The organism is Halomonas aquatica (genome assembly GCF_040196335.1).
In the GTDB taxonomy this organism is placed as follows: domain Bacteria; phylum Pseudomonadota; class Gammaproteobacteria; order Pseudomonadales; family Halomonadaceae; genus Halomonas; species Halomonas aquatica.
This window is the reverse complement of sequence record NZ_JBEGCJ010000003.1, coordinates 167,344-191,845: the sequence shown is the minus strand read 5'-3', so window position 1 is coordinate 191,845 and position 24,502 is coordinate 167,344. Positions and strand designations below refer to the sequence as shown.

At 64.1% G+C, this 24,502-nt stretch carries 23 protein-coding genes and 2 tRNA genes; 7 read left to right on the top strand and 18 right to left on the bottom strand.

Annotated elements, in window-relative coordinates:
- Window positions 1-23 precede the first annotated feature (23 nt).
- From ABE960_RS07180 to ABE960_RS07120, 13 genes are all read right to left on the bottom strand, one after another.
- Window positions 24-1,661, bottom strand: coding sequence for a glycerol-3-phosphate dehydrogenase/oxidase (locus ABE960_RS07180; protein ID WP_349761566.1), 1,638 nt, complete (start codon window positions 1,659-1,661; stop codon window positions 24-26).
- Between the two features lie 174 nt (window positions 1,662-1,835).
- The gene (locus tag ABE960_RS07175; RefSeq protein ID WP_349761565.1) at window positions 1,836-3,578 is read right to left on the bottom strand and encodes an ABC transporter substrate-binding protein; all 1,743 of its coding nucleotides are present in this window, start codon (window positions 3,576-3,578) and stop codon (window positions 1,836-1,838) included.
- Between the two features lie 84 nt (window positions 3,579-3,662).
- A complete protein-coding gene (locus ABE960_RS07170) occupies window positions 3,663-3,935 on the bottom strand; it encodes a DUF2160 domain-containing protein (RefSeq protein WP_349761564.1) in 273 nt (90 codons plus the stop codon).
- A gap of 12 nt (window positions 3,936-3,947) precedes the next feature.
- A complete protein-coding gene (locus ABE960_RS07165) occupies window positions 3,948-4,841 on the bottom strand; it encodes a carbohydrate ABC transporter permease (RefSeq protein ID WP_125925581.1) in 894 nt (297 codons plus the stop codon).
- A 1-nt stretch (window position 4,842) separates the two neighbouring features.
- Entirely contained in the window at window positions 4,843-5,724 is an 882-nt protein-coding gene (locus ABE960_RS07160) for a carbohydrate ABC transporter permease (RefSeq protein WP_349761563.1), read from the bottom strand.
- The gene (locus ABE960_RS07155; protein ID WP_349761562.1) at window positions 5,717-6,817 is read right to left on the bottom strand and encodes an ABC transporter ATP-binding protein; all 1,101 of its coding nucleotides are present in this window, start codon (window positions 6,815-6,817) and stop codon (window positions 5,717-5,719) included. The genes ABE960_RS07160 and ABE960_RS07155 overlap by 8 nt, the downstream gene beginning before the upstream one ends.
- Before the next feature lies 1 nt (window position 6,818).
- The gene (locus ABE960_RS07150) at window positions 6,819-7,907 is read right to left on the bottom strand and encodes an ABC transporter ATP-binding protein (protein WP_349761561.1); all 1,089 of its coding nucleotides are present in this window, start codon (window positions 7,905-7,907) and stop codon (window positions 6,819-6,821) included.
- A 389-nt stretch (window positions 7,908-8,296) separates the two neighbouring features.
- Window positions 8,297-8,926, bottom strand: a complete 630-nt coding sequence (gene upp, locus ABE960_RS07145) for a uracil phosphoribosyltransferase (protein WP_349761560.1) — start codon at window positions 8,924-8,926, stop codon at window positions 8,297-8,299.
- 235 nt (window positions 8,927-9,161) lie between these two features.
- Window positions 9,162-9,866, bottom strand: coding sequence for a uracil-DNA glycosylase (gene ung / locus ABE960_RS07140; protein ID WP_349761558.1), 705 nt, complete (start codon window positions 9,864-9,866; stop codon window positions 9,162-9,164).
- Window positions 9,867-9,869: 3 nt separating this feature from the next.
- Entirely contained in the window at window positions 9,870-10,349 is a 480-nt protein-coding gene (gpt, locus tag ABE960_RS07135) for a xanthine phosphoribosyltransferase (RefSeq protein ID WP_349761557.1), read from the bottom strand.
- 5 nt (window positions 10,350-10,354) lie between these two features.
- Complete coding sequence (locus ABE960_RS07130) at window positions 10,355-10,900, bottom strand: adenine phosphoribosyltransferase (protein WP_349761556.1); 546 nt, start codon at window positions 10,898-10,900, stop codon at window positions 10,355-10,357.
- A gap of 38 nt (window positions 10,901-10,938) precedes the next feature.
- Window positions 10,939-12,243, bottom strand: a complete 1,305-nt coding sequence (locus ABE960_RS07125) for an NCS2 family permease (RefSeq protein ID WP_349761555.1) — start codon at window positions 12,241-12,243, stop codon at window positions 10,939-10,941.
- A gap of 218 nt (window positions 12,244-12,461) precedes the next feature.
- On the bottom strand, window positions 12,462-13,091 hold the full coding sequence (locus tag ABE960_RS07120; protein ID WP_349761554.1) for a riboflavin synthase subunit alpha: 630 nt from the start codon (window positions 13,089-13,091) through the stop codon (window positions 12,462-12,464).
- A 554-nt stretch (window positions 13,092-13,645) separates the two neighbouring features.
- Here ABE960_RS07120 and ABE960_RS07115 point away from each other — a divergent pair.
- Window positions 13,646-14,104: a GAF domain-containing protein gene (locus ABE960_RS07115; protein ID WP_349761553.1), complete on the top strand. Its 459-nt coding sequence runs from the start codon at window positions 13,646-13,648 to the stop codon at window positions 14,102-14,104.
- Window positions 14,105-14,145: 41 nt separating this feature from the next.
- Here ABE960_RS07115 and ABE960_RS07110 read toward each other — a convergent pair.
- The 3 genes from ABE960_RS07110 to glpK all read right to left on the bottom strand — a co-directional run bounded on the left by ABE960_RS07110 (window position 14,146) and on the right by glpK (window position 15,980).
- Window positions 14,146-14,222, bottom strand: a tRNA-Val gene (locus tag ABE960_RS07110).
- A gap of 23 nt (window positions 14,223-14,245) precedes the next feature.
- A tRNA-Val gene (locus ABE960_RS07105) sits at window positions 14,246-14,322 on the bottom strand.
- Between the two features lie 173 nt (window positions 14,323-14,495).
- Window positions 14,496-15,980 (bottom strand): glycerol kinase GlpK, encoded by a 1,485-nt coding sequence (gene glpK, locus ABE960_RS07100; RefSeq protein WP_349761552.1) that lies wholly within the window; start codon window positions 15,978-15,980, stop codon window positions 14,496-14,498.
- Window positions 15,981-16,191: 211 nt separating this feature from the next.
- Between glpK and ABE960_RS07095 the strand changes: the two genes are divergently transcribed.
- Window positions 16,192-16,950 (top strand): DeoR/GlpR family transcriptional regulator, encoded by a 759-nt coding sequence (locus ABE960_RS07095; RefSeq protein WP_349761551.1) that lies wholly within the window; start codon window positions 16,192-16,194, stop codon window positions 16,948-16,950.
- 251 nt (window positions 16,951-17,201) lie between these two features.
- A complete protein-coding gene (gene glpD / locus ABE960_RS07090; RefSeq protein WP_349761550.1) occupies window positions 17,202-18,776 on the top strand; it encodes a glycerol-3-phosphate dehydrogenase in 1,575 nt (524 codons plus the stop codon).
- Between the two features lie 9 nt (window positions 18,777-18,785).
- On the opposite strand, the gene ABE960_RS07085 is transcribed toward glpD, so the two are convergent.
- A complete protein-coding gene (locus tag ABE960_RS07085; protein WP_349761549.1) occupies window positions 18,786-19,373 on the bottom strand; it encodes a histidine phosphatase family protein in 588 nt (195 codons plus the stop codon).
- Between the two features lie 123 nt (window positions 19,374-19,496).
- Here ABE960_RS07085 and phnD point away from each other — a divergent pair, with 123 nt between their 5' ends.
- From phnD to phnE (ABE960_RS07065), 4 genes are all read left to right on the top strand, one after another.
- Window positions 19,497-20,501 carry a phosphate/phosphite/phosphonate ABC transporter substrate-binding protein gene (gene phnD / locus ABE960_RS07080; protein WP_349761548.1) on the top strand — a complete coding sequence of 335 codons (1,005 nt, stop codon included), beginning with the start codon at window positions 19,497-19,499 and terminating at the stop codon, window positions 20,499-20,501.
- A gap of 79 nt (window positions 20,502-20,580) precedes the next feature.
- A complete protein-coding gene (phnC, locus tag ABE960_RS07075) occupies window positions 20,581-21,378 on the top strand; it encodes a phosphonate ABC transporter ATP-binding protein (RefSeq protein ID WP_349761547.1) in 798 nt (265 codons plus the stop codon).
- A complete protein-coding gene (phnE, locus tag ABE960_RS07070; protein WP_349761546.1) occupies window positions 21,365-22,180 on the top strand; it encodes a phosphonate ABC transporter, permease protein PhnE in 816 nt (271 codons plus the stop codon). The genes phnC and phnE (ABE960_RS07070) overlap by 14 nt, the downstream gene beginning before the upstream one ends.
- On the top strand, window positions 22,174-22,983 hold the full coding sequence (gene phnE, locus ABE960_RS07065; RefSeq protein ID WP_349761545.1) for a phosphonate ABC transporter, permease protein PhnE: 810 nt from the start codon (window positions 22,174-22,176) through the stop codon (window positions 22,981-22,983). The genes phnE (ABE960_RS07070) and phnE (ABE960_RS07065) overlap by 7 nt, the downstream gene beginning before the upstream one ends.
- Before the next feature lie 19 nt (window positions 22,984-23,002).
- Here the strand turns inward: phnE (ABE960_RS07065) and ABE960_RS07060 are convergent, their stop codons facing one another.
- On the bottom strand, window positions 23,003-24,382 hold the full coding sequence (locus ABE960_RS07060; RefSeq protein ID WP_349761544.1) for a class II fumarate hydratase: 1,380 nt from the start codon (window positions 24,380-24,382) through the stop codon (window positions 23,003-23,005).
- Between the last annotated feature and the right edge of the window lie 120 nt (window positions 24,383-24,502).

Below are 24,502 nucleotides of genomic sequence, written 5' to 3'. Positions count from 1 at the left end.
CGACCCTGTTTCAACACTCCTGGCTAGGCCTCGGGCCTCAGCCCGGCGGACTCGGGTGATGAGGTCGCCAGATATTCCTCCAGCCGTGCCTCGGCCTGGTCATCGAAGAGGATGTCGCAGGCCTCGCGTAGTCCCGGCGAATTACGGATGGTCTGCTCCGGGACGACCAGCGACACCTTGGAGCGGCGCCTCAGGAAATCCTCGAGCCGCGTTACCATCTCGCGGCGCCTGGCCAGTTTCAGCTCGCAGCGCAGGTATTCGGTGCCCTCGATGAGCACCTCCCCCTGGCGCGGATCCTGGCGGATGTCCTCGAGCATCTCCAGTGCCTGGGCCCCGTAGCGACGCCACAGCCGGGTGCTCAGGGGCTCAGAGGCTTCGGAACTCGTCATGGCATCCAGGTCCATCAGCCGCGCCTGGTGCATGAAGGACTCGCGGACCGAGGCATCCGGCTCGCCGTACCAGCGGAAATCCGGATAGGGGATGTCGATGCCGAGGCGACGCACCTCCTCCACGACCTCCTCACCGACGTTGAGGCAGTCGGTCAGCTTGCCGCCGAAGATGCTCAGGTGACGCATCTTGTCATCGATGTCGATGGCGTGCTTGCGCGACAGGTTGAGGAAATCCCGGTCATCCCCGCCGCTGGGCTTCACCGCCAGCGGGCGCACGCCGCAACGGGTCGCGATGATGTCTTCCTTGCCGAGCGGTTTCTTCAGGGCGAGGCGCGTATTGATGTTGTCGAGCACGAAGCGGATATCGTCCTCGGTGGCACCGACCTCGGGCTTCTCGACCCGGGTATCGGTGGTGCCGATGCAGGTGCGAGGCCCCATGGGAATCACGAAGAACAGGCGGCCGTCGTCGGCGAAGAAGGCCAGCACCCGCTTGCTGTCGGTCAACCGCGGCACGATCAGGTGGATGCCCTTGGAGAACACATGATGGTGGTCGGTCTTCTGACCCGAGAGGGTGTTGTGCTGGTCGACCCAGGGGCCGGCGGCATTGATCAGCACCTTCGAGCGAATCTCGAAGGTACGACCATCCATGCTGTCGCGCACCTTGGTCACCCATAGATCGCCCTCGCGGCGGGCCCCCAGGGACTCGACGTAATTGGCCGCCACGGTGCCGAAGTCCAGTGCTCCGCGCACGAAGTTGAAGACGAAACGGGCATCGTTGTCGTGCAGGTAGGCATCGGAATACTCGAAGCCACCCTGTGCATTGTTCGTATCGATGATCGGCTCCCGGGCCTTGATGCCATCGGGGCGCAGGAAATCCGGCATCCGCGTGAAGGCGCTGCCCATCAGCCAATAGAGCCAGGTGCCGGCCCAGGGGTAGAGGGGATGATGGCGGAAGCCCTTGTTGATGGTGGTCAGGAAGCGGATCTCTTGCACCGTGGAGGGATAGCTCTTGATCAGGTGATTGCGGCTCTTGCACAGCTTGCGCACCAGGGCGAAGTCACCGCTCTCCATGTACTTGATGCCGCCCCAAACCAGATTGGACGAGTGCATGCTGGTGCTGCCGGCGAAATCGCCGCGGTCGATGAGCGCCACACTGGCCCCCTTGCCGCTCAACGCAGCGGCGGCGGAGGCGCCATTGATGCCACCCCCGATGACCAGCGCGTCGAAGACCTGCTCGGGGAGCTTGCGGATGTTGTTCTGTCTGAGTTGCATGTCTGGGCCTTTTTTCTAAGCACAGTTTCGAAGGACGGTCTCGAAGAAAAAGACCCCGCTCGGTTCGCACCGGGCGGGGCCCTGGGTCCCGTTCAGGCAACCGGTCACACGTCCTGAAACGGCGCCGGGCGGACCCGGCGCAACGAGGGGCGGGTCAGGCGACCCACCCGTTCATCATTCGCGCGAACCGGCGGCCATCCACTCCTCCATCATCTGGTCGTAGGGAACGGTGGTGCCCTGCGGCATCTCGTTGTCCAGCTTGGCCTTGGGCGAGCCGGGCTGGGAGAGCCAGTACTCGGGGTCCCGCTCCTCGTTCAGGTTGGGGGAATAGGTCGCAAAGACCTTGGCCCGGGCCAGACGCGCCATGATGCTGTCCAGATCGGCGGCCAGGTTGTCGAGACCCTCCTTGGGGGTGATATCGCCGCTGACCGCCGGCGCCAGGTTCTGCCACCACAGCGGGGCCATGCGCGGATAGTCCGGCACGTTGGTGGAGGACGGCGTCCAGTTGGACTCGTTGGGGCTGCGGTAGAACTCCACCAGGCCGCCGAGCTTGGGCGCCATCTCGGTCATCTGCTCTGAGAAGATGTCAGACTCGCGGATAGGCGTGAGGCCGGCCATCAGCTTCTCCAGGGAGACCGTCTTGGCGGTGGTGAACTGGGCGAACAGCCAGGCCGCGGTGCGACGATCCTCCGGGGTGGAGTCGAAGAAGGTCCAGGACCCCACATCCTGATAGCCGACCTTCGAGCCCTCATTCCAGTAGGGGCCGGTGGGCGACGGCGCCATGCGCCACTTGGGATTGCCCTGCTCGTCGGTGACCGGCAGAGCGGGATCGGTCATGTCGGCGGTGAAAGCGGTGTACCAGAACATCTGCTGGGCGATCTGGCCCTGGGCAGGCACCGGCCCCGCCTCGCCGAAGGTCATGCCGCTGGCCTCGGGCGGGGCGTACTTCTCGAGCCAGTCGACCATCTTGGTCACGGCGAAGATCGAGGCCGGAGAGTTTGTGGCACCACCGCGGCTGACGCTCGCGCCCACCGGCTCACTCTTCTCGTTGACGCGGATGCCCCAGTCGTCCACCGGGTTGCCGAACGGAACGCCGGGACTGCCCATGCCGGCCATGGAGAGCCAGGAGTCGTGGAAACGCCAGCCCAGCGACGGGTCGCGACGACCGTAGTCCATGTGACCATAGACCTTGGTGCCATCGATCTCGCCGACGTGCTCGGTGAAGAACTCGGCGATGTCCTCATAGGCGGTCCAGTTGGTCGGCACGCCCAGGTCGTAGCCATAGATGTCACGGAACTGTGCCTGGAGGTCCTCGCGCTGGAACCAGTCGTAGCGGAACCAGTAGAGGTTGGCGAACTGCTGGTCGGGAAGCTGGTAGATGCTGCCATCGGGTCCGGTGCCGTACTGAAGGCCGATGAAATCATCGAGATCCAGGGTCGGCAGGGTGTAATCGGCCCACTCGTTCGCCATGGCATTGGAGATGTTCACGGTGGTGCCGTAGCGGATGTGGGTACCGATGGCATCGGAATCGTTGACGTAGCCGTCGTAGATGTTGCGACCCGACTGCATCTGGGTCTGCATGTTGTTGACCACATCACCCTCGCCGATGATGTTGTGGGTCACATCGATGCCGGTGAGCTCGGCGAAGGCCTCGGCCAGCACGTCACGCTCATAGATGTGCGTGGTCAGGCCCTCCGCCACGGTGTTGATTTCCATGCCGCGAAAGGGCTCGGCGGCCTGGGCAAACCACAGCAGTTCTTCGATCTGCTGGTCGCGCGTCAGGGTCGAGTCCTGGAAGTGTTGATCGACCAGTCGCTCGGCGATGGCTCGAGCATCATGGTTGTCGGCGTGCAGGGAGGTGCTGGCCAGCATGATGCCGGCCGCCACCAGAGAGAGTCGCATTGTTGTCGCTGTCATGTTGACCTCTTCGGTTGTTGTCGTTCGTCCATGAAGCTTATGTTCCATGGCGTGATTCCACGGTGTGGTTCCATGGAGTTGCAGTCAGCCCCAGCGCATCAGGATCAGTAGCCAGAGAAACGATGCACCCAGAGCCAGCCAGATGCTGAGCGGGGTGAACCCCACGACCAGCAGATGGATGTAGGCGGCACAGAGCAGCCCGATGAAGAGACGATCGCCTCTTGTGGTTGCGATCGGCAGGAACCCCTTGCGTTCGATCGTCGGCGAGGCGACCTCCCAGGCCGTCATGCCGACCAGCATGGCGGCGATGACCGCGAAGAAGACCGTAGTGGGCGTGGTCCAGACCATCCATTCCATGTCGTGCCCTCCTCAGGTACGGCCCAGGGCGAAGCCCTTGGCGATGTGATTGCGAACGAAATAGACCACTACGATGCCCGGCAGGATGGTCAGCGTGCCGGCGGCCGCAAGGGTGCCCCAGTCGATGCCGGAGGCCCCTTTGGTCTGGGTCATCACGGAGGCGATGGGCTGGGCACCGGTGGAGGTCAGGGTGCTGGCCAGCAGCAGCTCGACCCAGGAAAACATGAACAGGAAGAACAGGGTCACGCCGATCCCCGAGCTGATCATGGGAATGAAGATCTTCACGAAGAACTTCGGGAAGCTGTAGCCGTCGATGAAGGCGGTCTCGTCGATCTCCTTGGGAACGCCGCTCATGAAGCCCTCGAGGATCCACACGGCCAGCGGGATGTTGAACAGGCAGTGGGCCAGTGCCACGGCGATATGGGTATCGAAGAGTCCCACCGTGTAGTAGAGCTGGAAGTAAGGCAGCAGGAAGACTGCCGGCGGCGCCATCAGGTTGGTCAGCAGCCAGAAGAACAGGTGCTTGTCGCCGATGAACTGGTAGCGGCTGAAGGCATAGGCCGCCGGCAGCGCCACCGCGATGCTGATCAGCATGTTCATCAGCACGTAGGTGATCGAGTTCACGTACCCCATGTACCAGCTGGGCTCGGTGAAGATCTTGGCGTAGTGCTCGAGGGTGAAATTCTCGGGCCACAGGGTCAGTCCACCCAGAATCTCGGTATTGGACTGGAAGGACATGTTGAGCAGCCAGTAGATCGGTAGCAGCACGAAGACGATGTAGGCCGTCATCAGACCCCGACGGCGCCACTGACGGGAGGCCGGGCGCGCCTGGCGGCGACGACGGTTATCGGCGGCCGCGGCACGCTGGCGCACGGCATCGGGGGTCGTGGGCAACGAGTCACTCATCTCAGGCCTCCTTGTGGTTGTCGTCTTTCTGCATGTTCATGATCGCGGTGTAGAAGACCCAGGTGACCAGCAGGATGATGAGGAAGTAGATCAGCGAGAACGCGGCCGAAGGCCCCAGGTCCTGCTGACCGATGGCCATGGTCGTCAGCGATTGGCTCAGGAAGGTCGTGGAACTGCCGGGCCCCCCGCCGGTCAACACGAAGGGCTCGGCGTAGATCATGAAGGAATGCATGAAGCGCAGCAGCACGCCGATCACCAGCACGTTGGTGAGCTTGGGCAACTGGATGAAGCGGAACACGGCCCACCGGGAGGCACGGTCGATGCGCGCCGCCTGGTAATAGGCATCGGGAATCGATCGCAGGCCGCTGTAGCAGAGCAGCGCGATCAGCGGCGTCCAGTGCCAGACATCCATCAGGACGATGGTCGCCCAGGCATCCACCGGACTCGCCGTGATGTTGTAGCCATAGCCCAGCTCTCTCAGGCTCCAGCCCATCAGGCCGATGTCGCCTCGGGTGAAGATCTGCCAGATGCTGCCCACCACGTTCCAGGGGATCAGCAGCGGCATGGTCACCAGGATCAGCACGGCGGAAGCCTGCCAGCCCTTCTTGGGCATGATCAGCGCGATACCGATGCCCAGCGGTACCTCGATGGCCAGCACCGTCAGCGAGAAGGCGAACTGACGCAGCACGGCCGCCTGCAGGGCCGGGTCGTTGAGCATCTCCTTGAACCACTCGGTGCCCGTGAAGAAGCGCGTGTTGGCATCGAAGACATCCTGCACCGAGTAGTTGACCACGGTCATCAGCGGGATGACCGCGGAGAAGGCCACCAGCAGCAGCATGGGCAGGATCAGCCACCATGCCCGGTTGTTGTAGACTTTATTCATGGTCGAACTCCACGCGGTACTCGTCGACGTAAAGGCCCAGCCGGTCGTCGGGAAAGCGCAACCAGGCACGGCCCTCTGGCGTCGGCTGGTCTTCCTCGATACGCGCCTTGAGTGAGATCCCGCCCAGTGTCAGGTAGACGATCGAGTAGGTGCCCAGGTCCTGGGAGTGTTGCACCGTGGCCTCCATGGCCCCGTCGACGGGCTCTATGTGCACCTCGATAAACTCGGGGCGGATGCCGAGCTTGATGTTGGTGGAGCGCGCTCCGGCCACGGCGTCGTGAACGCCCTTCCCGACCTCGAGCATGGTCTTGCCGGCCATCACGCGACCGTCGCGTATCGCGACCTCGAGGAAGTTCATGCCGGGGCTGCCGATGAAGTAGCCAACGAAGGTGTGGTTGGGCGCCTCGAACAGCTCACGGGGGGTGCCGAACTGCACCACCTGGCCCTCGTACATCACGGCGATCTTGTCGGCGAAGGTAGAGGCCTCGAGCTGGTCATGGGTCACATAGACCATGGTGATCTCGAAGCGCTGGTGGATCTCCTTGAGCTTGCGACGAAGCTTCCACTTGAGCTGAGGGTCGATGACGGTGAGTGGCTCATCGAAGAGGATGGCCGAGACATCTTCCCTGACCAGCCCCCTGCCCATGGAGACCTTCTGCTTCTCGTCGGCAGTGAGGTTCTTGGCCTTGCGCTTCAGCTGAGCCGTGAGCTCCAGCACCTCGGCAACCTCCATCACGCGCTCATGGACCTTGTCGGCGGGGGTCTTCACGTTGCGCAGCGGGAAGGCCAGGTTGTCGTAGACCGTCATGGTGTCGTAGATGACGGGAAACTGGAAAACCTGAGCGATGTTGCGCTCCTCGGGAGGCAGGGCATTGACCCGCTCACCGTCGAAGAGCACATCACCGCTGGAAGGCTCCAGCAGACCGGAAATGATGTTGAGCAGTGTCGACTTGCCGCAGCCCGAGGGTCCGAGCAGTGCATAGGCCCCGCCCTGGTGCCAGACGTGATCCATCTCGCGGATGGCATAGTCCTCGGGCGATGCCGGGTTGGGGAGGTAGGTGTGGGCCAGCGACTTCAGGGTAATCTCTGCCATGTCACGCGCCCCCCAGGTGAGTCGGAATATGCACCACGGCGCCCTGACGATCGAAGGCATATACCTTGTGAGTCGGGAAATAGAGGGTCACGGGGGCATCAACATCGAACTCGTGGACGCCCTCCAGATGCAACGTCATGTGAAAGAGATCGTTGTGCACATGCAGGAAGGTCTCGGAGCCACTGATCTCCGCCAGGTCGACGGTCATCTTCACCTCGATATCATCCTTCGCCTGGGGCTTGAGCGAGATATGCGATGCGCGTACGCCGAAGCGGTACTCCCCCGGTGCCAGGGAACGCAGGTCGTCGTTGATCGGAAAATGCAGTGACTGGTCGAAGGTCACCTCGGACCCGGAAATGATTCCCTTGACGATATTGATCGGCGGCTCGGAGAACATCTCCGCGGTCAGGATGTCACCCGGACGGTGGTAGACATCCTCGGTGCGTCCGTATTGCAGCAGACGCCCCTCATGGAGCACGGCGGTGTTGCCGCCAAGCGCCATCGCTTCGGCAGGTTCGGTGGTCGCGTAGACGGCGATGCAGTTGCGCTCACTGAAAACGCTGCGAAGCTCGTCGCGAAACTCCTCCCGGAGCTTGTAATCCAGGTTCACCAGCGGCTCGTCGAAGAGCACGACGTCGGCATCCTTGACCAACGCCCGCCCCATGGCGGTGCGCTGCTGCTGGCCGCCGGAGAGCTCCAGCGGCAGGCGGTCGAGCAGATGTTCGATGTGCAACATCTCGGCAACCTCCCGCACACGCCGGTCGATCTCCGCACGACTGACCTTGGCCAGCTTCAGGGGAGAGGCGATGTTGTCGTAGACGGAGAGGGCCGGATAGTTGATGAACTGCTGGTAGACCATGGAGACGTTGCGCTTGCGCACGGAGCGTCCGGTGACGTCTTCACCGTCCATCAGGATGCGCCCGCGGGTGGGGACATCCAGCCCAGCCATGAGGCGCATCAGAGTGGTCTTGCCCGACAGAGTCCGCCCCAGCAGGACGTTGAATGAGCCGGGCTCAAGCTGCAGGTTCACGTCCGAGATGTGACTGGCGCCACCGACCACATGGTCGATGTTTTCTAGGATCAGGGACATATGAATCTCGATGTGTCGTTGTTATGTGGCGAGTACGGGGACTGCTCGCTACAACGTAGCCGAGATTCACTTTCAAACACAAATGTCGCCAACCGAAAACACTGACGACCCGTCATCCCACGGCTGCTAATATCAACCAAACTATTGTTATTGTTATATTTAATCAAGCATTAAACTTTTGTCTAATGATCGACAGGCTGAGCGGAGAAAAGCCGTTGAGGACCATTGATGTTGCAAAATGATCACAAACGAACATCAAGCAACACGACGAGGGGGCGGCCGATGGCCGGGAGCCGGAGGATGACGTCTTGTCCAGCCACGGGCACTCTCAGGGGCGAGCCCGCGAGTGCCGGATGGGGGAGTGGTGAAGGGGGTTGAGCGGGCGCGGGTCAGCGGGTGCCGAAGATCTTGTCGCCGGCGTCGCCAAGGCCGGGGACGATATAGCCGTTCTCGTCGAGATGGTCGTCGACCGCCGCCGTGTAGAGCTCGATCTCCGGATAGGCCTCCTGGACCCGCTTGATGCCCTCGGGCGCCGCTACCAGCACGATCACCTTCATCTGCTTGCAGCCACGTTCACGCAGCATGTCCAGCGTCGCCACCATGGTGCCGCCGGTGGCCAGCATCGGATCGATGACGATGGCCATGCGCTCGTCCAGGTCCTTGGCGAACTTGGCGAAGTAAGGCACCGGCTCCAGGGTCTCCTCGTCGCGGTACAGCCCGACCACGCTGACCCGGGCACTGGGAATCAGGTCGGTGACGCCGTCGAGCATCCCCAGCCCCGCGCGCAGGATCGGCACGATGGTGACCTTCTTGCCCTTGAGCAGCTGCACCGGGATCGGCTCGCCGCTCCAGCCCTCGATCTCCTGGGTCTCGAGTTCGAGGTCGCTGGTCGCCTCGTAGGTGAGCAGCTTGGCCAGCTCGCCGGCCAGTTCGCGGAAGCTCTTGGTGCTGATGCCGGCTTCGCGCATCAGGCCAACCTTGTGCTGGACCAGGGGATGCTGAATGGCGTGGACGCTCATGGGGAGACCTCTTCGACGGCGATGGAGGGATGGCGATGATCGTCTGATGGACGACGGCGACAAATTGCGAGCCATTCTAAACGGATCCGGCGTCGGGGTTAAGGCTGGGCGAGCGACCGCAGCCATTATCATGCAGGGCGCCGGAAACAGGTCGAAGAGGAGGTCCTGCGACACTGATGGCGTCGGTAGCGCCCAGGGACGGGTTTACAGCGCCTCCTCGCGGCCTGTTTCCGGGTCAGCCCTGAGTTGGATGGGACACTGGCGCCTCCGGCAACTGCCAGTCGATGGGGTCGCGTCCATGCTCGACGAGGAAGGCATTGGCCCGGGAGAAGTGATGGTTGCCGAAGAATCCGCGATGGGCCGAGAGCGGCGAGGGGTGCGGGGACTCCAGCACCAGATGGCGCGACGTGTCGATCAGGGACTTCTTCTGGCGTGCCGGGCTGCCCCACAGCAGGAAGACCGAGGGAGCGGCATGCTCGCTAACCGTAATGATGGCCCGGTCGGTGAAGGTCTCCCAGCCCTTGCCGCGGTGGGAGCCGGCATTGCCCTGCTCTACCGTCAGCGAGGTGTTGAGCAGGAGCACGCCCTGGCGCGCCCAGGCCTCCAGGTTACCGTGATCCACCGGACGACAACCCAGGTCGCTTGCCAGCTCCTTGTAGATGTTGGAAAGCGACGGTGGCACCCGCACGCCGGGGCGTACCGAGAAACACAGGCCATGGGCCTGGTCCGGGCCGTGGTAGGGATCCTGGCCGAGGATCACCACCTTGACCCGGTCCAGCGGCGTCAGCTCGAAGGCGCGAAACCAGTCGGACGAATGCGGGTAGATCACCTTCCTGGCCGCCTTCTCGGTGGCCAGGAAGTCACGCAACGACTGCATGTAGGGTGACGAGAACTCGTCGCCCAGCCACTGCTGCCAGCTGTCGGGAAGGGGGCAGGTCATGGCTCAGCGCTTGGCCTGCTCGACCAGCGGCTCGACATAGGCGACACCCATGTCCCAGGGAAACTGGATCCAGCAATCCTGGGCCACCTCGGTGAGGTACTGGTCCACCAGCGGCTTGCCCTCGGGCTTGGCATAGACGGTGACGAAGTGGGCCCTGGGCAGCATCTCGCGCACCGCCCTGGCGGTGCGGCCAGTATCGACCAGATCATCGACCAGCAGCCAGCCCTCGCCGTCGTGGTCGACACCCTTCATGACCTCTAGGCCGCCCTGGTCCATGTGGTCATAGCTCTTGATGCAGACGGTATCGATCACCCGGACATCCAGCTCACGGGCGATCAGCGCGGCGGGAATCAGGCCCCCACGGGTGATGGCGACGATGCCCTTGAAGTCGCGCTCGACCAGCCGATGGCAGAGCTCGCGCACGTCGCGATGCAGCTGATCCCAGGAGACGGTGAAGTGCCGGTGATAGCGATGGCTGCTCATGGCGATCACTCGTCCTCGGTGAAGGAGCAGACCGCGAAGACCCCGTACCCCGCGTCGCGAATGCGCTGCGAGCCGCCAAGGTCCGGCAGGTCTACGATGGTGGCGGTTTCCACCACCTGCCCACCGCTGCGGGTGATCAGCTTGGCCGCCGCGAGCATGGTGCCGCCGGTGGCGACGAGGTCGTCGACGAGCAGGATGCGGTCACCCTCGTGGAAGGCGTCGGAATGCAGCTCCACCTCGGCCTCGCCGTACTCCAGCGTATAGGTCTCACTGATGGTGCGGAACGGCAGCTTGCCCTTCTTGCGCACCGGCACGAAGCTGCAACCCAGCTCATAGGCGAGCGGTGCACCGATGATGAAGCCCCGGGCGTCGATGGCAGCGATGGCGTCGAGGTCCATCTCCTGGTAACGGTGCACGAAGCTGTCGACCAGCTTGCGGAAGGCCGCACTGTTCTGCAGCAACGGGGTGATGTCGCGGAAGTTGACCCCCGGCTGAGGCCAGTCGGGGACGGTGCGGATCACGGACTTGATGTAGTCGCCGTAGATGCTCATCGGGTGAAATCTCGGTGAGTGAATGCAGTCAGCATGGATCAGGTGAGGAACAGGAACTTGGCCACGAACAGCAGCGCCAGCACGATCACCGCTGGGTTCAGGTCCTTGAACCGCCCGGAGAGCGTCTTGATGGCGGCATAACTGATGAAGCCCAGCGCGATCCCCTCGGCAATGGAGAAGGTCAGCGGCATTGCCAGGGCCGCGATAAGCACCGGTGCGGCATCGGTCGGGTCGTCCCAGTTGGCGTGGGCCAGGCTCCCGGCCATCAGCACCGCCACGTAGAGCAGCGCCCCGGCGGTCGCGTAGACCGGGATGGAACCCGCCAACGGTGCGAAGAACAGGCTGACCAGGAACAGCATCGCCACGACCACGGCGGTGAGGCCGGTGCGCCCGCCGGAGACGATGCCGGCCGTGGACTCAATGTAGCTGGTGGTCGTGGAGGTGCCGAGCATCGCACCGGCCATGGAGGCACTGCTGTCGGACATCATGGCACGACCGAGGCGCGGCAGCTTGCCGTTCTCGTCCAGCAGCCCCCCCTTGTGGGCCACCCCCACCAGGGTCCCGGAGGTATCGAACAGGTCGACGAACAGGAAGGCGAAGATCACGCTCAGCATCGCCACGTCCAGGGCCCCGGCCAGGTCGAGGGCCATGAAGGTGGGCGCGATGGAGGGCGGCATTGACACCAGTCCGCCGAATTCATTGTGGCCGAAGAGGATCGACAGTGCGGTGACCCCGAGAATGCCGATCATCACCGCACCGGTGACCCGGAGGTAGGCCAGCGCGGTGATCACGAAGAAGCCCAGCAGGGCATAGAGAGCCGAGGGCTGGGAGAGGTCCCCCAGGGCCACGAAGGTGGCCGGATTGGCCACCACGATTCCGGCATTCTTGAGGGCGATCATCGCCAGGAAGAGGCCGATGCCCGCGGCGATTCCCAGGCGCAGCGAAAACGGGATCGAGTGGATGATCCATTCGCGAACCTTGAAGACGCTGAGCAGGAAGAAGATGAAACCCGAGAAGAAGACCGCGCCAAGCGCCGCCTCCCAGGTGTAGCCCATCCCGAGCACCACGCCGTAGGTGAAGAAGGCGTTGAGGCCCATGCCGGGGGCCTGGGCGATGGGATAGTTGGCCCAGAGGCCCATGATCAGGCAGCCCACCGCCGCGGCCAGGCAGGTGGCGACGAACACCGCCCCGTAATCCATGCCCGTCTCGGAGAGAATGCTGGGATTGACGAAGATGATGTAGGCCATGGTCAGGAAGGTGGTAATGCCTGCAATGACCTCGGTCTTCACATCGGTCTGGTGTTCGGCGAGCTTGAAATGGTTGTCGATCAGGCGTTTCAACATGGTTATCGTTCCTGCGCGCGTGGACGTTGAGATGGTCCTGAGTATGCGAGAAAGGCAGCGAGAAAAGTCGCCTATGGTACCCAAGACCTCGGCGTGTTGCGACACGACCGGATGCCCATGGGCAGCACGGCCTCAACTAGTTAAGCAACTTGCGGGCCATTCACTACCCGACCGACCAACGCAGACGTGACGCAACGGTCAACTCTTCCGTTGCGGCGTCACCCGCCTATCGCCTCGAGCACCCGCTCCACCGTCTCGACGATGGCCTGGGTCTGGGGATCCACCTCGATATTGACGAGGTCGCCGGGCGCACGATCCACGAGGACCGTCCTGGCCAGCGTCTCGGGGATCAGGTCGACGCAGAAGCGGGGGCCATGTGTGGCCGTGGCCGGGCGTGTCTCGCCGATGGTCAGGCTGATGCCGTCGACGCCGATATAGCCCTTGTCGAACAGGAAGCGACCCAGCGCAGGGGGCAGCTCGAACCAGAGGCGCCGATTATTGGGCGCCTCGTCGAGTTCGACCAGTTCGGCCATGGCCATGATGTGACCCGACATGGCATGACCGCCGATCTCGTCTCCGAAGCGCGCCGCCCGCTCGATGTTGACGCGATCCCCCTCCTTCAGTGCACCGAGATTGGTCACGCGCAGGGTCTCGCGCATCAGATCGAAGCTGACACGTTCGCCGTCGATGGCGGTCACGGTCAGGCAGACCCCGTTGTGGGCCACCGAGGCGCCCAGCACCAGCCCCTCGCACAGCCCGGCCGGCAGCGCCAGCACATGGGTGCGGAAGGCCTCGGCCTCCTGGATGGCCACCACCTCGGCGGTGCCTTGAACGATGCCTGTGAACATGTACGCTCCTCGTGCGAGTCGGCCTCGGACGGGCCGCGGAATCCGCCAGTCTAGGAAACCGAGGAGTGGACGTCCATGGCATCCCGCCTCTACTTGCATGTCAGCCCTCCTAGGCAGCGCCCTCTCCTCGCCGGATGCAAGGATCACCATCCACAGCCAGCATGGCAGCAAATATCACCATGAATATGGCGTATAGATAGAGACATGACCCGGCTTCCTTGACATGTCAGCATTCGAAACCTAGAGTGGCCCGCTAAATTTTTGAGGGTGCCGATTTGTACCCGGATTGCGGGCGCCGAAGCCGTGGACCACCTCCCGAGGCAACCCGCGGCGTGAAGTGCAGCTAAAAGGGTGTGTCCAGCGTTGATGGCCACCCGCCAGGGTGGCCTTTTTTACGTGCCTGACCCACTGCCAAGCCCGCCCGGCCGGCGCCCCACCGGCGGCCAGCCTGTCTTCGCTCGTCACGCATATCCATCTTTCCCTACCTGACGATCAGAGATTCATGTGTCTGGGGCCAGCCGCTGTGCCGGGTCCCTTTCGTTCTAGGAGCCGACATGACACCGGACTACCCCCTGCTCGCTCGCCAGCTCGGCGCGCTGCTCGACACCCGCGACTGGCTGACCAACAGCGCCCAGACCTGCGCCTTCCTCATGCAGGAACTCCCCGGGATCAACTGGGCCGGCTTCTATCTGCAGCGCCAGCCGGAGCTGCTGTGCCTGGGCCCCTTCCAGGGCAAGCCGGCCTGCCATCCCATCCCGTTCAACAAGGGCGTCTGCGGTGCCGCGGCCCGCACCCGCGAGTCCCAGCGCGTGGACGACGTGCATGCCATCGCCGACCACATCGCCTGCGATGCGGATTCACGGGCCGAGCTGGTGGTACCGATCCTGGCGGGAGACCGGCTGTGGGGCGTGCTGGACCTGGACAGCCCGACACAGGGACGCTTCAGCGATGCCGACCGACTGGGTATCGAGAGGCTGGTCGCCGTGTTCATGGAGCGCACCGACCTGGCATGAAAAACGCCCCGCAGCCGATGGCTGCGGGGCGTTCTCTGATCTGGTAGGACCAGGCGGATTTGAACCGCCGACCTCCACGATGTCAACGTGGCGCTCTAACCAACTGAGCTATGGTCCTGAAGACGTCGCCTCGGGCAATGCTGGTAGGACCAGGCGGATTTGAACCGCCGACCTCCACGATGTCAACGTGGCGCTCTAACCAACTGAGCTATGGTCCTGCATGCTGATATCGGCATGACTTCGCCGTGGCAACGGATGCGTATTCTACTCAAGAGCCGGTAAAATGCAAGCGTGAAATCACCCTTCAAGTCCAGCGAATCAGCAGCTTGCCGGCCCTATCCACGAAGTTCTCCATGACGTTATCAACGACGCTGCATGCGCTACATTTCGGCTACTGGGTACGAACACGCTCGACCGCCTCCTTCCAGCCTGCATAGAGGCGTTCGCGCTCGACTTCCTCCATCTGGGGAGTGAAGCGTCGCTCACAGCGCCACATCTCGGCGATCTCATCGAGGTCGCGATACCAGCCAAGCCGCAGACCCGCCAGGTAGGCGGCACCCAGAGCCGTCGTCTCCAGCACGGTGGGGCGATCCACCTGAACGCCGAGCATGTCGGCAAGAAACTGCATCACCCAGTTGTTGGCCACCATGCCGCCGTCGACCCTCAGGATACCCGGCGACGCCGCCATGTCGTCGTCCATGCAGACCTGCAGATCGCGGGTCTGGTAGCAGACCGCCTGCAGGCCGGCGGCCACGATCTCGGCGATGCCGGTATCGCGGGTCAGGCCGAAGATGGCACCGCGCGCCTTGGGGTCCCAGTGCGGCGCCCCCAGGCCGGTGAAGGCCGGCACCAGATAGACGCTGTGTCCGCTGCGCGTCTGACGGGCCAGCGCTTCCGTCTCGGCAGCATCGGCGAACAACTGGAGGCCGTCGCGAAGCCACTGCACCGTGGCCCCCGCGACGAAGATGCTGCCCTCCATGGCGTAAGTGGGCTTCCCGTTCAGCCGATAGGCTACCGTGGTCAGCAGCCTGTTGCGTGACACCTCGGCCACATCGCCAGTGTTCACGATCATGAAGCAACCGGTGCCGTAGGTGCTCTTGCCCATCCCGGGAGCAAAGCAGGCCTGCCCCACCAGCGCCGCCTGCTGGTCACCGGCCACCCCGGCGATGGCCAACTCGCCGCCCAGCCAGCGGGCATCGACGTGACCGAAATCGTCGCTGGAGTCCTTGACCTCGGGAAGCAGGCTCGCCGGGATGTCGAACAGGGCGAGCAACTGCTCATCCCAACGCTGGTCGTGGATGTTGAAGAGCGCGGTGCGAGAGGCATTGGTGGCGTCGGTGGCATGCACCCGCCCCCCGGTGAGCCGCCAGATCAGGAAACTGTCCACGGTGCCAAAGGCCAGTTCACCCCGCTCGGCGCGCTCCCGGGCGCCGGGTACCTCATCGAGCAACCAGGCCAGCTTGGTCGCCGAGAAGTAGGGATCGATCAGCAGGCCGGTGCGGGCCTGGACGTCTTCCAGGTGACCGGCCTCGCGAAGCCGCCGGCACGCCTCATCGGTTCGGCGGTCCTGCCAGACGATGGCGTTGTGCAGGGCCTCGCCGGTCGCCCGGTCCCACAGCACGGTGGTCTCGCGCTGATTGGTGATCCCGACGCCGGCAATCTCTTCCATTTCGACTCCGGTCGTGGCGATCACTTCACGACAGGTGGCGAGCACCGTGTCCCAGATGTCCTCCGGGTCATGCTCGATCCAGCCATCATGGGGAAAGTGCTGGGGGAATTCTCTCTGCGCCGTGCCGATGCTGTGCCCGTCACGGTCGAAGAGAATGGCGCGGGAACTGGTGGTGCCCTGGTCGATGGCCAGAATATATGAAGCCATAGCAAGCATCCTGTTGTGGTTGTCGTGGCGTGCCAATTTCGCTTTTTAACGCTAATGTTCGTTTATGATCATAAAGACTACTCCAGCCAGACGCCCCGCTCAAATGCCCCTACGCGGGGCAGGGTACGACTTTGGCCGTAGAAGGACGGATGCCCCGAGGCCTGCATGCGCGTTCACGATGGCATAGAATCAGGGCAGCCAAGGAGACATCATGAACCAGCAGCAACGCCAGGATGCCATCATCGAGATGGTGCGCCGCCAGGGCTATGCCAGCATCGAGCAGCTCACCGAGCACTTCTCGGTCACGCCCCAGACCATTCGTCGAGACCTCAACACCCTCTCTGCTGAAGGGCGCATTCGCCGCATCCATGGTGGCGCGGGGCTGGAGTCGAGCACCGTCAATACTTCCTACTCGACCCGCAAGACCCTCAACCTGGAGGCCAAGCAGCGCATCGCGGCCCTGCTCGCCCGCCATGTGCCCCATCATTCGTCACTGTTCATCAACATCGGCACCAGCAACGAGGTGATCGCCGAGGCACTGCTCGACCACCAGGGCCTCGAGGTGATTACCAACAACCTCAATGTGGCGGCGATCCTGCAGCACAAGGAAGACTTCAACGTGATCATCGCCGGCGGCCAGGTCCGTTCGAGGGACGGCGGCATCATCGGCGAGGCCACCATCGACTTCATCAACCAGTTCAAGGTCGACTACGGGATCATTGGTATCAGCGGCATCGACGAGGACGGTTCCCTGCTGGAGTTCGACTATCAGGAAGTGCGAGTGGCCCAGGCCATCCTCCGCAATTCCCGCAAGGTCTTCCTGGCCACCGACCACTCCAAGTTCCAACGCAACCCCGTGGTCCGACAGGGCAACCTGGCCCAGCTCGACGCCCTGTTCACCGACCGCGCGCCCCCCGAGGCGATCGTACACCTGCTGCAGCAGCACGACGTCGCCCTGCACATTGCCTGAAGTCCACCGGAGGCCTTCCCGCTGATGCCCTTCTGCTCGCCCCGTGCTCGTCGCCTGCTGGCCTATCTCAGCTTGCCCATCTGACTCACCCCTCTGACTCACCTTCTCACTCACCCCTCTCACCCACCCCTGCCTTGCCCCTCCTCATGGCGCGACCGCTTCGCTCGCTTGCTTGATGTTCGGTTTGTTTTCATCTATTTTCGTTTGCAAACATTACCGAATGTCCGGCACCACGCCGGACGGGAGACCCCATGAGCAAAAGGCCAGACGAGATACTCGACCTCTTCGTGATCGGCGGCGGCATCAACGGCGCCGGCATCGCCAACGATGCCGCCGGGCGGGGCCTGTCGGTCGGGCTCTGCGAGCAGGGGGATCTTGCCGGTGCGACCTCCTCGGCCAGCAGCAAGCTGATCCACGGCGGGCTGCGCTATCTGGAGCATCACGAGTTCCGGCTGGTGAGAGAGGCCCTGCGCGAGCGAGAGGTGCTGATGGCCAAGGCCCCGCACATCATCTGGCCGCTGCGCTTCATCCTGCCCCATCAACCCCACCTGCGTCCGGCCTGGATGCTGCGTGCCGGGCTGTTCCTCTATGACTACCTGGGCAAGCGCAGGAAGCTTCCGTCCTCCAGAGGCATCCGGCTGGGGGCTCGGCTGGGGCTCGTCCCCACCATCACCCGGGGCTTCGAATACTCGGACTGCTGGGTGGATGACGCCCGACTGGTGGTACTCAATGCCGTTCAGGCCCGTGATCGCGGCGCCGAGATCCTGGTCCGCACACGCTGCACCGATGCCCGGGAACTCGACGGCATCTGGGAGATCACCCTGGAGGACATCGATAGCGGCCAACGCATGACGCGCCGCTGCAGGACCCTGGTCAATGCCGCCGGTCCCTGGGTGGAAGGGGTGGTGCGTGGCCAGGCTCATCGCCACTCCCGCTATGGCGTGCGCCTGATCCAGGGCAGCCACCTGATCGTTCCGCGCCTGAATCACGACGACCGGGCCTATATCCTACAGAACACCGACGGGCGTATCGTCTTCGTGCTGCCCTATGAGGAGGATTTCAGCCTGGTCGGCACCACCGACCGGCGCTTCAAGGGGGACCCCTCGCGAATCGAGGCAACACAGGAGGAGATCGACTACCTGCTCTCGGTGGTCAATGCCCATTTCCGTACCCAACTGTCCAGCGAGGCCGTGATTCGCACCTTCTCCGGGGTGCGGCCGCTGTGTGACGACGAGTCAACGGACCCCTCCGCCATGACCCGCGACTATACGCTGGACCTGGATGCCCGTGGCGCGCCGCTGCTGTCGGTCTTCGGCGGCAAGATCACCACCTACCGCAAGCTGGCCGAGGCCGCCCTGGACGAGCTGTCGCCCCACCTTCCCGACATGCGCCCCCCCTGGACAGACGAGGCGCTCCTGCCGGGCGGCGACATCGGAGACCACGCCGCCTTCGAGGCACAACTGCTCGAGGAATACCCGTACCTGGATGCGGCCCAGGCCCGGCGATTCGCCCGGACCTACGGCTCGCTATGCCGGGAATTCCTGGATGGCAGGGACTCACAGGCGTCGTTGGGTCAGACCTTCGGGGCCGGACTGACCGCCGCCGAGGTCGACTACCTGGTCGAGCAGGAGTGGGCACGCGATGTAGAGGACATCCTGTGGCGGCGTACCAAGCTGGCCTTGCGGCTCACCTCCGCCGAGCACCTGCGTCTGGCCGATTATCTCAAGGCAGCCCTCGACGCCCGGTCGAACAGGCCGTTCACCCACACGCCGCAGACGGAACGGGACAGTGCATCAGCCCGGCCACACCCTCGCCAACTTGCCTGACGGGCCGAATCACAGGGCGGTAATACTGGCCGGTGTCAGGGGCTCACGCTCGCGGTGGCGGCTAAGCTCGTACCCCTCCAGGGCGGCCAGCAGGATCTGCAGCGGGTCGCCGTGACTGACCAGCAGGATCGTCTCGTCCCGATGGCGACGCTCGAGGCCGTCGATCACCTGACCCATCCGGGCCGCCACCTCGACCACGCTCTCGACACCGCCATGGCGATGCGCCGGGTCCCGTGCATCCTGCGCCCAGACCTCCGGATAGCGGTCGTCACGCTCCCCCTCGAAGCACCCGAAGTGTCGCTCCCGCAGGCGTGGCTCGACGGTGAGCGCCAGGCCAAAATGTCGTGCGACACACTCGGCGGTCTCGGTGGTACGACGGAAGTCGGAATGGAGGATCCGCTCCGGTCTCGGCCAGTGCCAGTCTGCCAGCAGCGTATCGAGCTGGGCTCGGCCCCGGGAAGAGAGGCCGAAACCTGACAGGCCGCGTTCCGGCGAGCTGATGATCCGCCCTTCCTGGTTGGCCTGGCTGTGACCGTGACGCATCAGCAGGTAGCGGTTGCGCCAGCGGCCGGAGGCGGGGGGGAAAGTGTTTGACATGGTTTTGTCACAAACTCTAGATTGGAAGGGTTATTCGGAATCATTCATCGCCGGCAGGTGATGTCGATATCCGAAAATGCGCCACTATACGGAAACCCCACAACAATAATCATGAGGCACGCCATGATCCATCCTACAGCCCGCTCATCCAGGCTCCCGCTCGCCCCCCTCGCCCTCTCCTCGCTGCTGCCACTGGCCATGCTGGCGGCCAGCCCGGCGCTGGCCCAGGAAGACTGCGAACGCGGCGCCCTGGCTGCCATCTACTGCGACGAGAACGGCGACATGGTCGCCGACCGTCCGACTGACGAGAGCGAATGGCTCAACCCCGACACCCTGATCTTCGCCTACACCCCGGTCGAGGATCCGGCCATCTATTCAGACATCTGGCAACCCTTCATCGATCACCTCGAGGAGGTCACCGGCCGCGACGTGCGCTTCTTCGCCGTCCAGTCCAACTCGGCCCAGGTCGAGGCCATGCGCAGCGGCCGCCTGCACATCGCCGGCTTCTCCACCGGCCCGACGCCCTTCGCCGTCAACCTGGCCGGCGCGGTCCCGTTCGCGCTGATGGGCTCGGACGACGGACGCTTCGGCTATACCCTCCAGCTCTACACCCATGTCGATTCCGGCATCGACGACATGGAGGACCTCAAGGGCAAGCGGGTCGCCCACACCTCGCCAACGTCCAACTCCGGCAACCAGGCCCCGCGCGCCCTCTTCCCGGAGATGGGCATCGTCCCCGACGAGGACTACGAGGTGGTCTACTCCGGCAGCCACGACCAGTCCATGCTCGGCGTGGTAGCCCAGGACTATGACGCCGCCCCGGTGGCCTCGGAAGTGGTCGAGCGCATGGCAGCCCGCGGCCTGTATGACCCGGAGGACGTCAAGATCATCTACGAGTCCGACAGCTTCCCGACGACCTCCTACAATTACGCCTATAACCTGCATCCGGACCTGGTCGAAAAGATCGAGGAAGCCTTCTTCAGCTTCGACTTCGCGAGTACCGAGCTGGGCGAGGAGTTCGAAGGGGTCGAGAAGTTCATCCCCATCAACTACAAGGACAACTGGAAGGTCATCCGCACCATCCAGAATGCCAACGGGGTCGAGTACACTCCCGACAACCTCCAGTAACCCTCGCGAGACAGCGGCGCCGGCCTTCCCGGAAGGCCGGCGCCTTCGTCTTGACGACCTATTCCCGACGGGACCCCCGATGCTAGAGATATCCAACCTCATCAAGCGCTACGGTCGCGACGAGCCGGTGCTCAAGGGGCTCGACCTGACCGTGGAAGGCAACAGCGTCATCTCCATCGTCGGTGCCTCCGGCGCCGGCAAGAGCACCATGCTGCGCTGCATAAACCGACTGGTGGAGCCCACCTCGGGCTCGATCAAGCTCAACGGCACCGAACTGGTGACCCTGCGTCATGCCGAGCTGCGCCGCGCCCGGCGAAAGATCGGCATGGTCTTCCAGGGCTTCAACCTGATCGACCGCCTCACCGTGATGGAGAACGTGCTGGCAGGACGGCTCGGCTTCGTCAACCTGTTCCAGGCCATCACCCGCCGCTATCCGGCCTCGGACATCGAGCGCGCCTTCGTGCTGATGGAGCGCGTGGGGATCGCCCACTATGCCAACAAGCGCGCCGATGAGCTCTCCGGCGGCGAGCGCCAGCGCGTCGGCGTGGTGCGGGCGCTGATGCAGGAGCCCGAGGTGCTGCTCGCCGACGAACCCACGGCCTCGCTGGACCCGCGCACCTCCGAGCAGATCATGGTGCTGCTGCAGAGCCTGGCGAGCGAACTGTCGCTGCCGGTGCTGATCAACATCCACAACGTGGCGCAGGCCAGGACCTATACCGACCGTATCGTCGGACTGCGCCACGGCACGATGATCTTCGACGGCACCCCGGCCGATTTCGACAAGGACGCCCTGGAGGCCATCTACGGCGGCATCGAGGCGCCCGAGGACGAGCCGATCCCGCCCGCCGGGCAGGAGGTGAGCGATGGCCAGGACTGACAACGGCGAGGCGGCCGTCACCCGCACCTGGCGCAAGCCTCCCTTCATCGCCAACCCGCTGTTGCGTTACGGCCTGCTGGTGGTGCTGGCGGCCTACCTGGTCTGGGCCTTCGGCAGCCTGCCCTTCAACTGGGAGCGCATCAGCGAGGGGCTACCCCGGGCGGCGCGCATCTTCGGCGGCGGCTTTCCGCCCACCCTGTCGCGCTTCGATCTGCTGATCACCGGCTTCACCGAGAGCCTGCAGATCGCCATCCTGGCAACGATGCTGGGGGTCCTGCTGTCGGTGCCCTTCGCGGTGATGGCGGCGCGCAACGTCGCGCCACTGCCGATCTACCTGCTGGGCCGCGCGGTGATCATCATCTCGCGCAGCTTCCACCCGGTCATCGTCGCCATCCTGTTCGTTGCGGCGGTGGGCTTCGGCCCGCTGGCCGGGATCCTGACCCTGACCCTCTACTCCATCGGCTTTGTCGGCAAGCTGCTGGCCGAGGAGATCGAGGAGATCGACTGGGGCCAGGTGGAGGCCATGCGCTCCACCGGGGCCGGCTACCTGGCGACGCTGTACTATGCCGTCTTCCCGCAGATCCTGCCTCGCCAGGTGGGGCTTTCCATGTATCAGCTCGACAGCAACCTGCGAGCCTCCGCGGTGGTGGGCATTGTCGGCGCCGGCGGTATCGGCAGCACTCTGATGAATGCCTTCGGGCGCTACGACTATGACTTTGCCTTCGCGATCCTGCTGGTGATCATCGCGGTGATCCTGGTCAGCGAAGGCGTCAGCGGCTGGGTGAGGAAGAAGATATGGTAGATGATGCCGACCTGTTGGCCGATCGCGTATGGCGGCGGCACAACCCCAAGGAGCAGCTGATCCGTTACGGCGTGATGCTGGTGACGCTGATGGTGGTCGTCTGGGCGGTGCGCGACATCGACATCTTCTGGCCCTGGGTGTGGGATGCGCCCAACCAGATATCGAGCCTGGGGGCGCGCATGTGGCCGCCCGACCCGAGCCGGCTCGGCGAGATCATCGATGCCATGATCGAGACGGTGCATATCGCCACCCTGGCAACGATGCTGACCGTCTTCATCGCCCTGCCGGTTTCCTACATCGCCGCCCAGAACACCACGCCCAACCGCGCCTGCCTGTGGCTGGGGCGCTTCATCCTGGTCTCCAGCCGCTCGGTGAACACCATCATCTGGGCGCTGCTTTTCGTGGCGATCTTCGGCCCCGGTGTGCTGGCGGGGATACTGGCCATCATGTTCCGCTCGGTGGGCTTCATCGGCAAGCTGATGGGCGAAGCCATCGAGGAGATCGACCGCCGTCCGGTGGAGGCCATGGAGGCCACCGGCGCCTCCAAGGCCAAGGTGATCGCCTATGCCGTGGTGCCACAGGTGATGCCGGCCTTCTTCGCCATCGTCATCCTGCGCTGGGACATCAACATCCGCGAGTCCACGGTACTGGGACTGGTGGGCGCCGGCGGTATCGGGGTGATCCTGCAGGGCTCCATCGACACCTTCGCCTGGCCTACCGTGGCGACCATTCTGATCGCCATCATCGCGCTGGTGCTGGTCGGCGAGGCCCTGACCGGCCTGCTGCGCCGCAAGGCGCTCTAGCACCGATACTGTTTGAGCACTACTCCGGCATCCCGCCCCGCGTCAGCGCGGCGGGGTCGAGCAAGCGCTCGAGCTCCACGCGGGACAGGTTGGTCTGCTCCTCGGCCACCTCGATGATCGGCCGCCCCTCCTGGTAGGCGTGCTTGGCGATGGCCGCCGCCGCGTCATAGCCGATCGCCGAGTTCAGCGCCGTGACCAGGATGGGATTGCGCGCCAGCGGCCCCTCGAGGTGGTCGTGACGCACCTTGAAGGTGGCGATGGCCCGATCGGCCAGCAGCTTGCTGGTATTGGTCATCAGGGTGATCGATGTCAGCAGGTTGCTGGCCACCAATGGCAGCATGACATTTAGCTGGAAGTTGCCGCTCTGGCCGGCCACCGTGACCGCCATGTCGAGCCCGATCACCTGAGCAGCCGCCTGGGCGGCGGACTCGGGAATCACCGGATTGACCTTGCCCGGCATGATAGAGCTGCCGGGCTGCAGGGCCTCTAGCTCGATCTCGCCGAGCCCGGCCAACGGGCCGGAATTCATCCAGCGCAGGTCGTTGGCGATCTTCATGATCACGCAGGCCAGTCCACGGAGCTGTCCCGACAGCTCCACCGCGGCGTCCTGGGAGGCGAGGCTTGCGAAGAAGCTGTCATTAGGCGAGAACGACAGCCCCGTCTGCTCGCTCAGCTCACGCGCCATGCGAGCGGCGAATTCCGGATGGGCGTTGATGCCGGTGCCCACCGCGGTGCCGCCCTGAGCGAGGCGGCAGAGCCTGATCAGAGCACTGTCGAGCCGCTCGATGGCCTGCCCCACCTGGCTCGACCAGCCCCCCAGCTCCTGGCTCATGCGCAGCGGCATGGCATCCATCAGATGGGTCCGGCCGGTCTTGACCACGTCGTCGAGCTCGGCGGCCCGCGTGTCGATGGTCCCGCGCAGTTGCTTAAGGGCGGGTCGCAGCTCGCCGGTCACCGCCAGCGCCGCCGAGAGGTGGATCGCGGTCGGGATGACGTCGTTACTCGACTGCCCCATGTTGACGTGGTCATTAGCTCCGACCTCCACGCCATCGCGGCTGGCTCGCCTGGCGATCACCTCGTTGACGTTCATGTTGCTCGAGGTGCCCGAGCCGGTCTGGAACACGTCCACCGGGAACTGGTCGTCGAGATGCCCCTCGAGGATCGCCTCGGCGGCGGCAACGATCTCCCGGGACCGGTGGTCGTCCAGTAGGCCCAGTTCCCGGTTGACGCGGGCCGCCGCCAGCTTGATACGGGCGATGGCATGGATGAAGGCCGTCGGCATGGGCTGGCCGGAAACGGGGAAGTTGTTCACGGCCCGCTGGGTCTGGGCGCCATAGAGGGCTTCTCTCGGCACCTCCAGCTCGCCCATGCTGTCCCGCTCGATGCGATGGTCGCTCATGTATGGTCCTCCTCTGACGAGCTTCCTGTCATGCTCTGCCCTTATAGGCTTTAAAGATGGTGGCGATGGCGACACGGTGCAAGGACATCGCCCCCTTGCACGCCCCTCTTGATCCTTGTT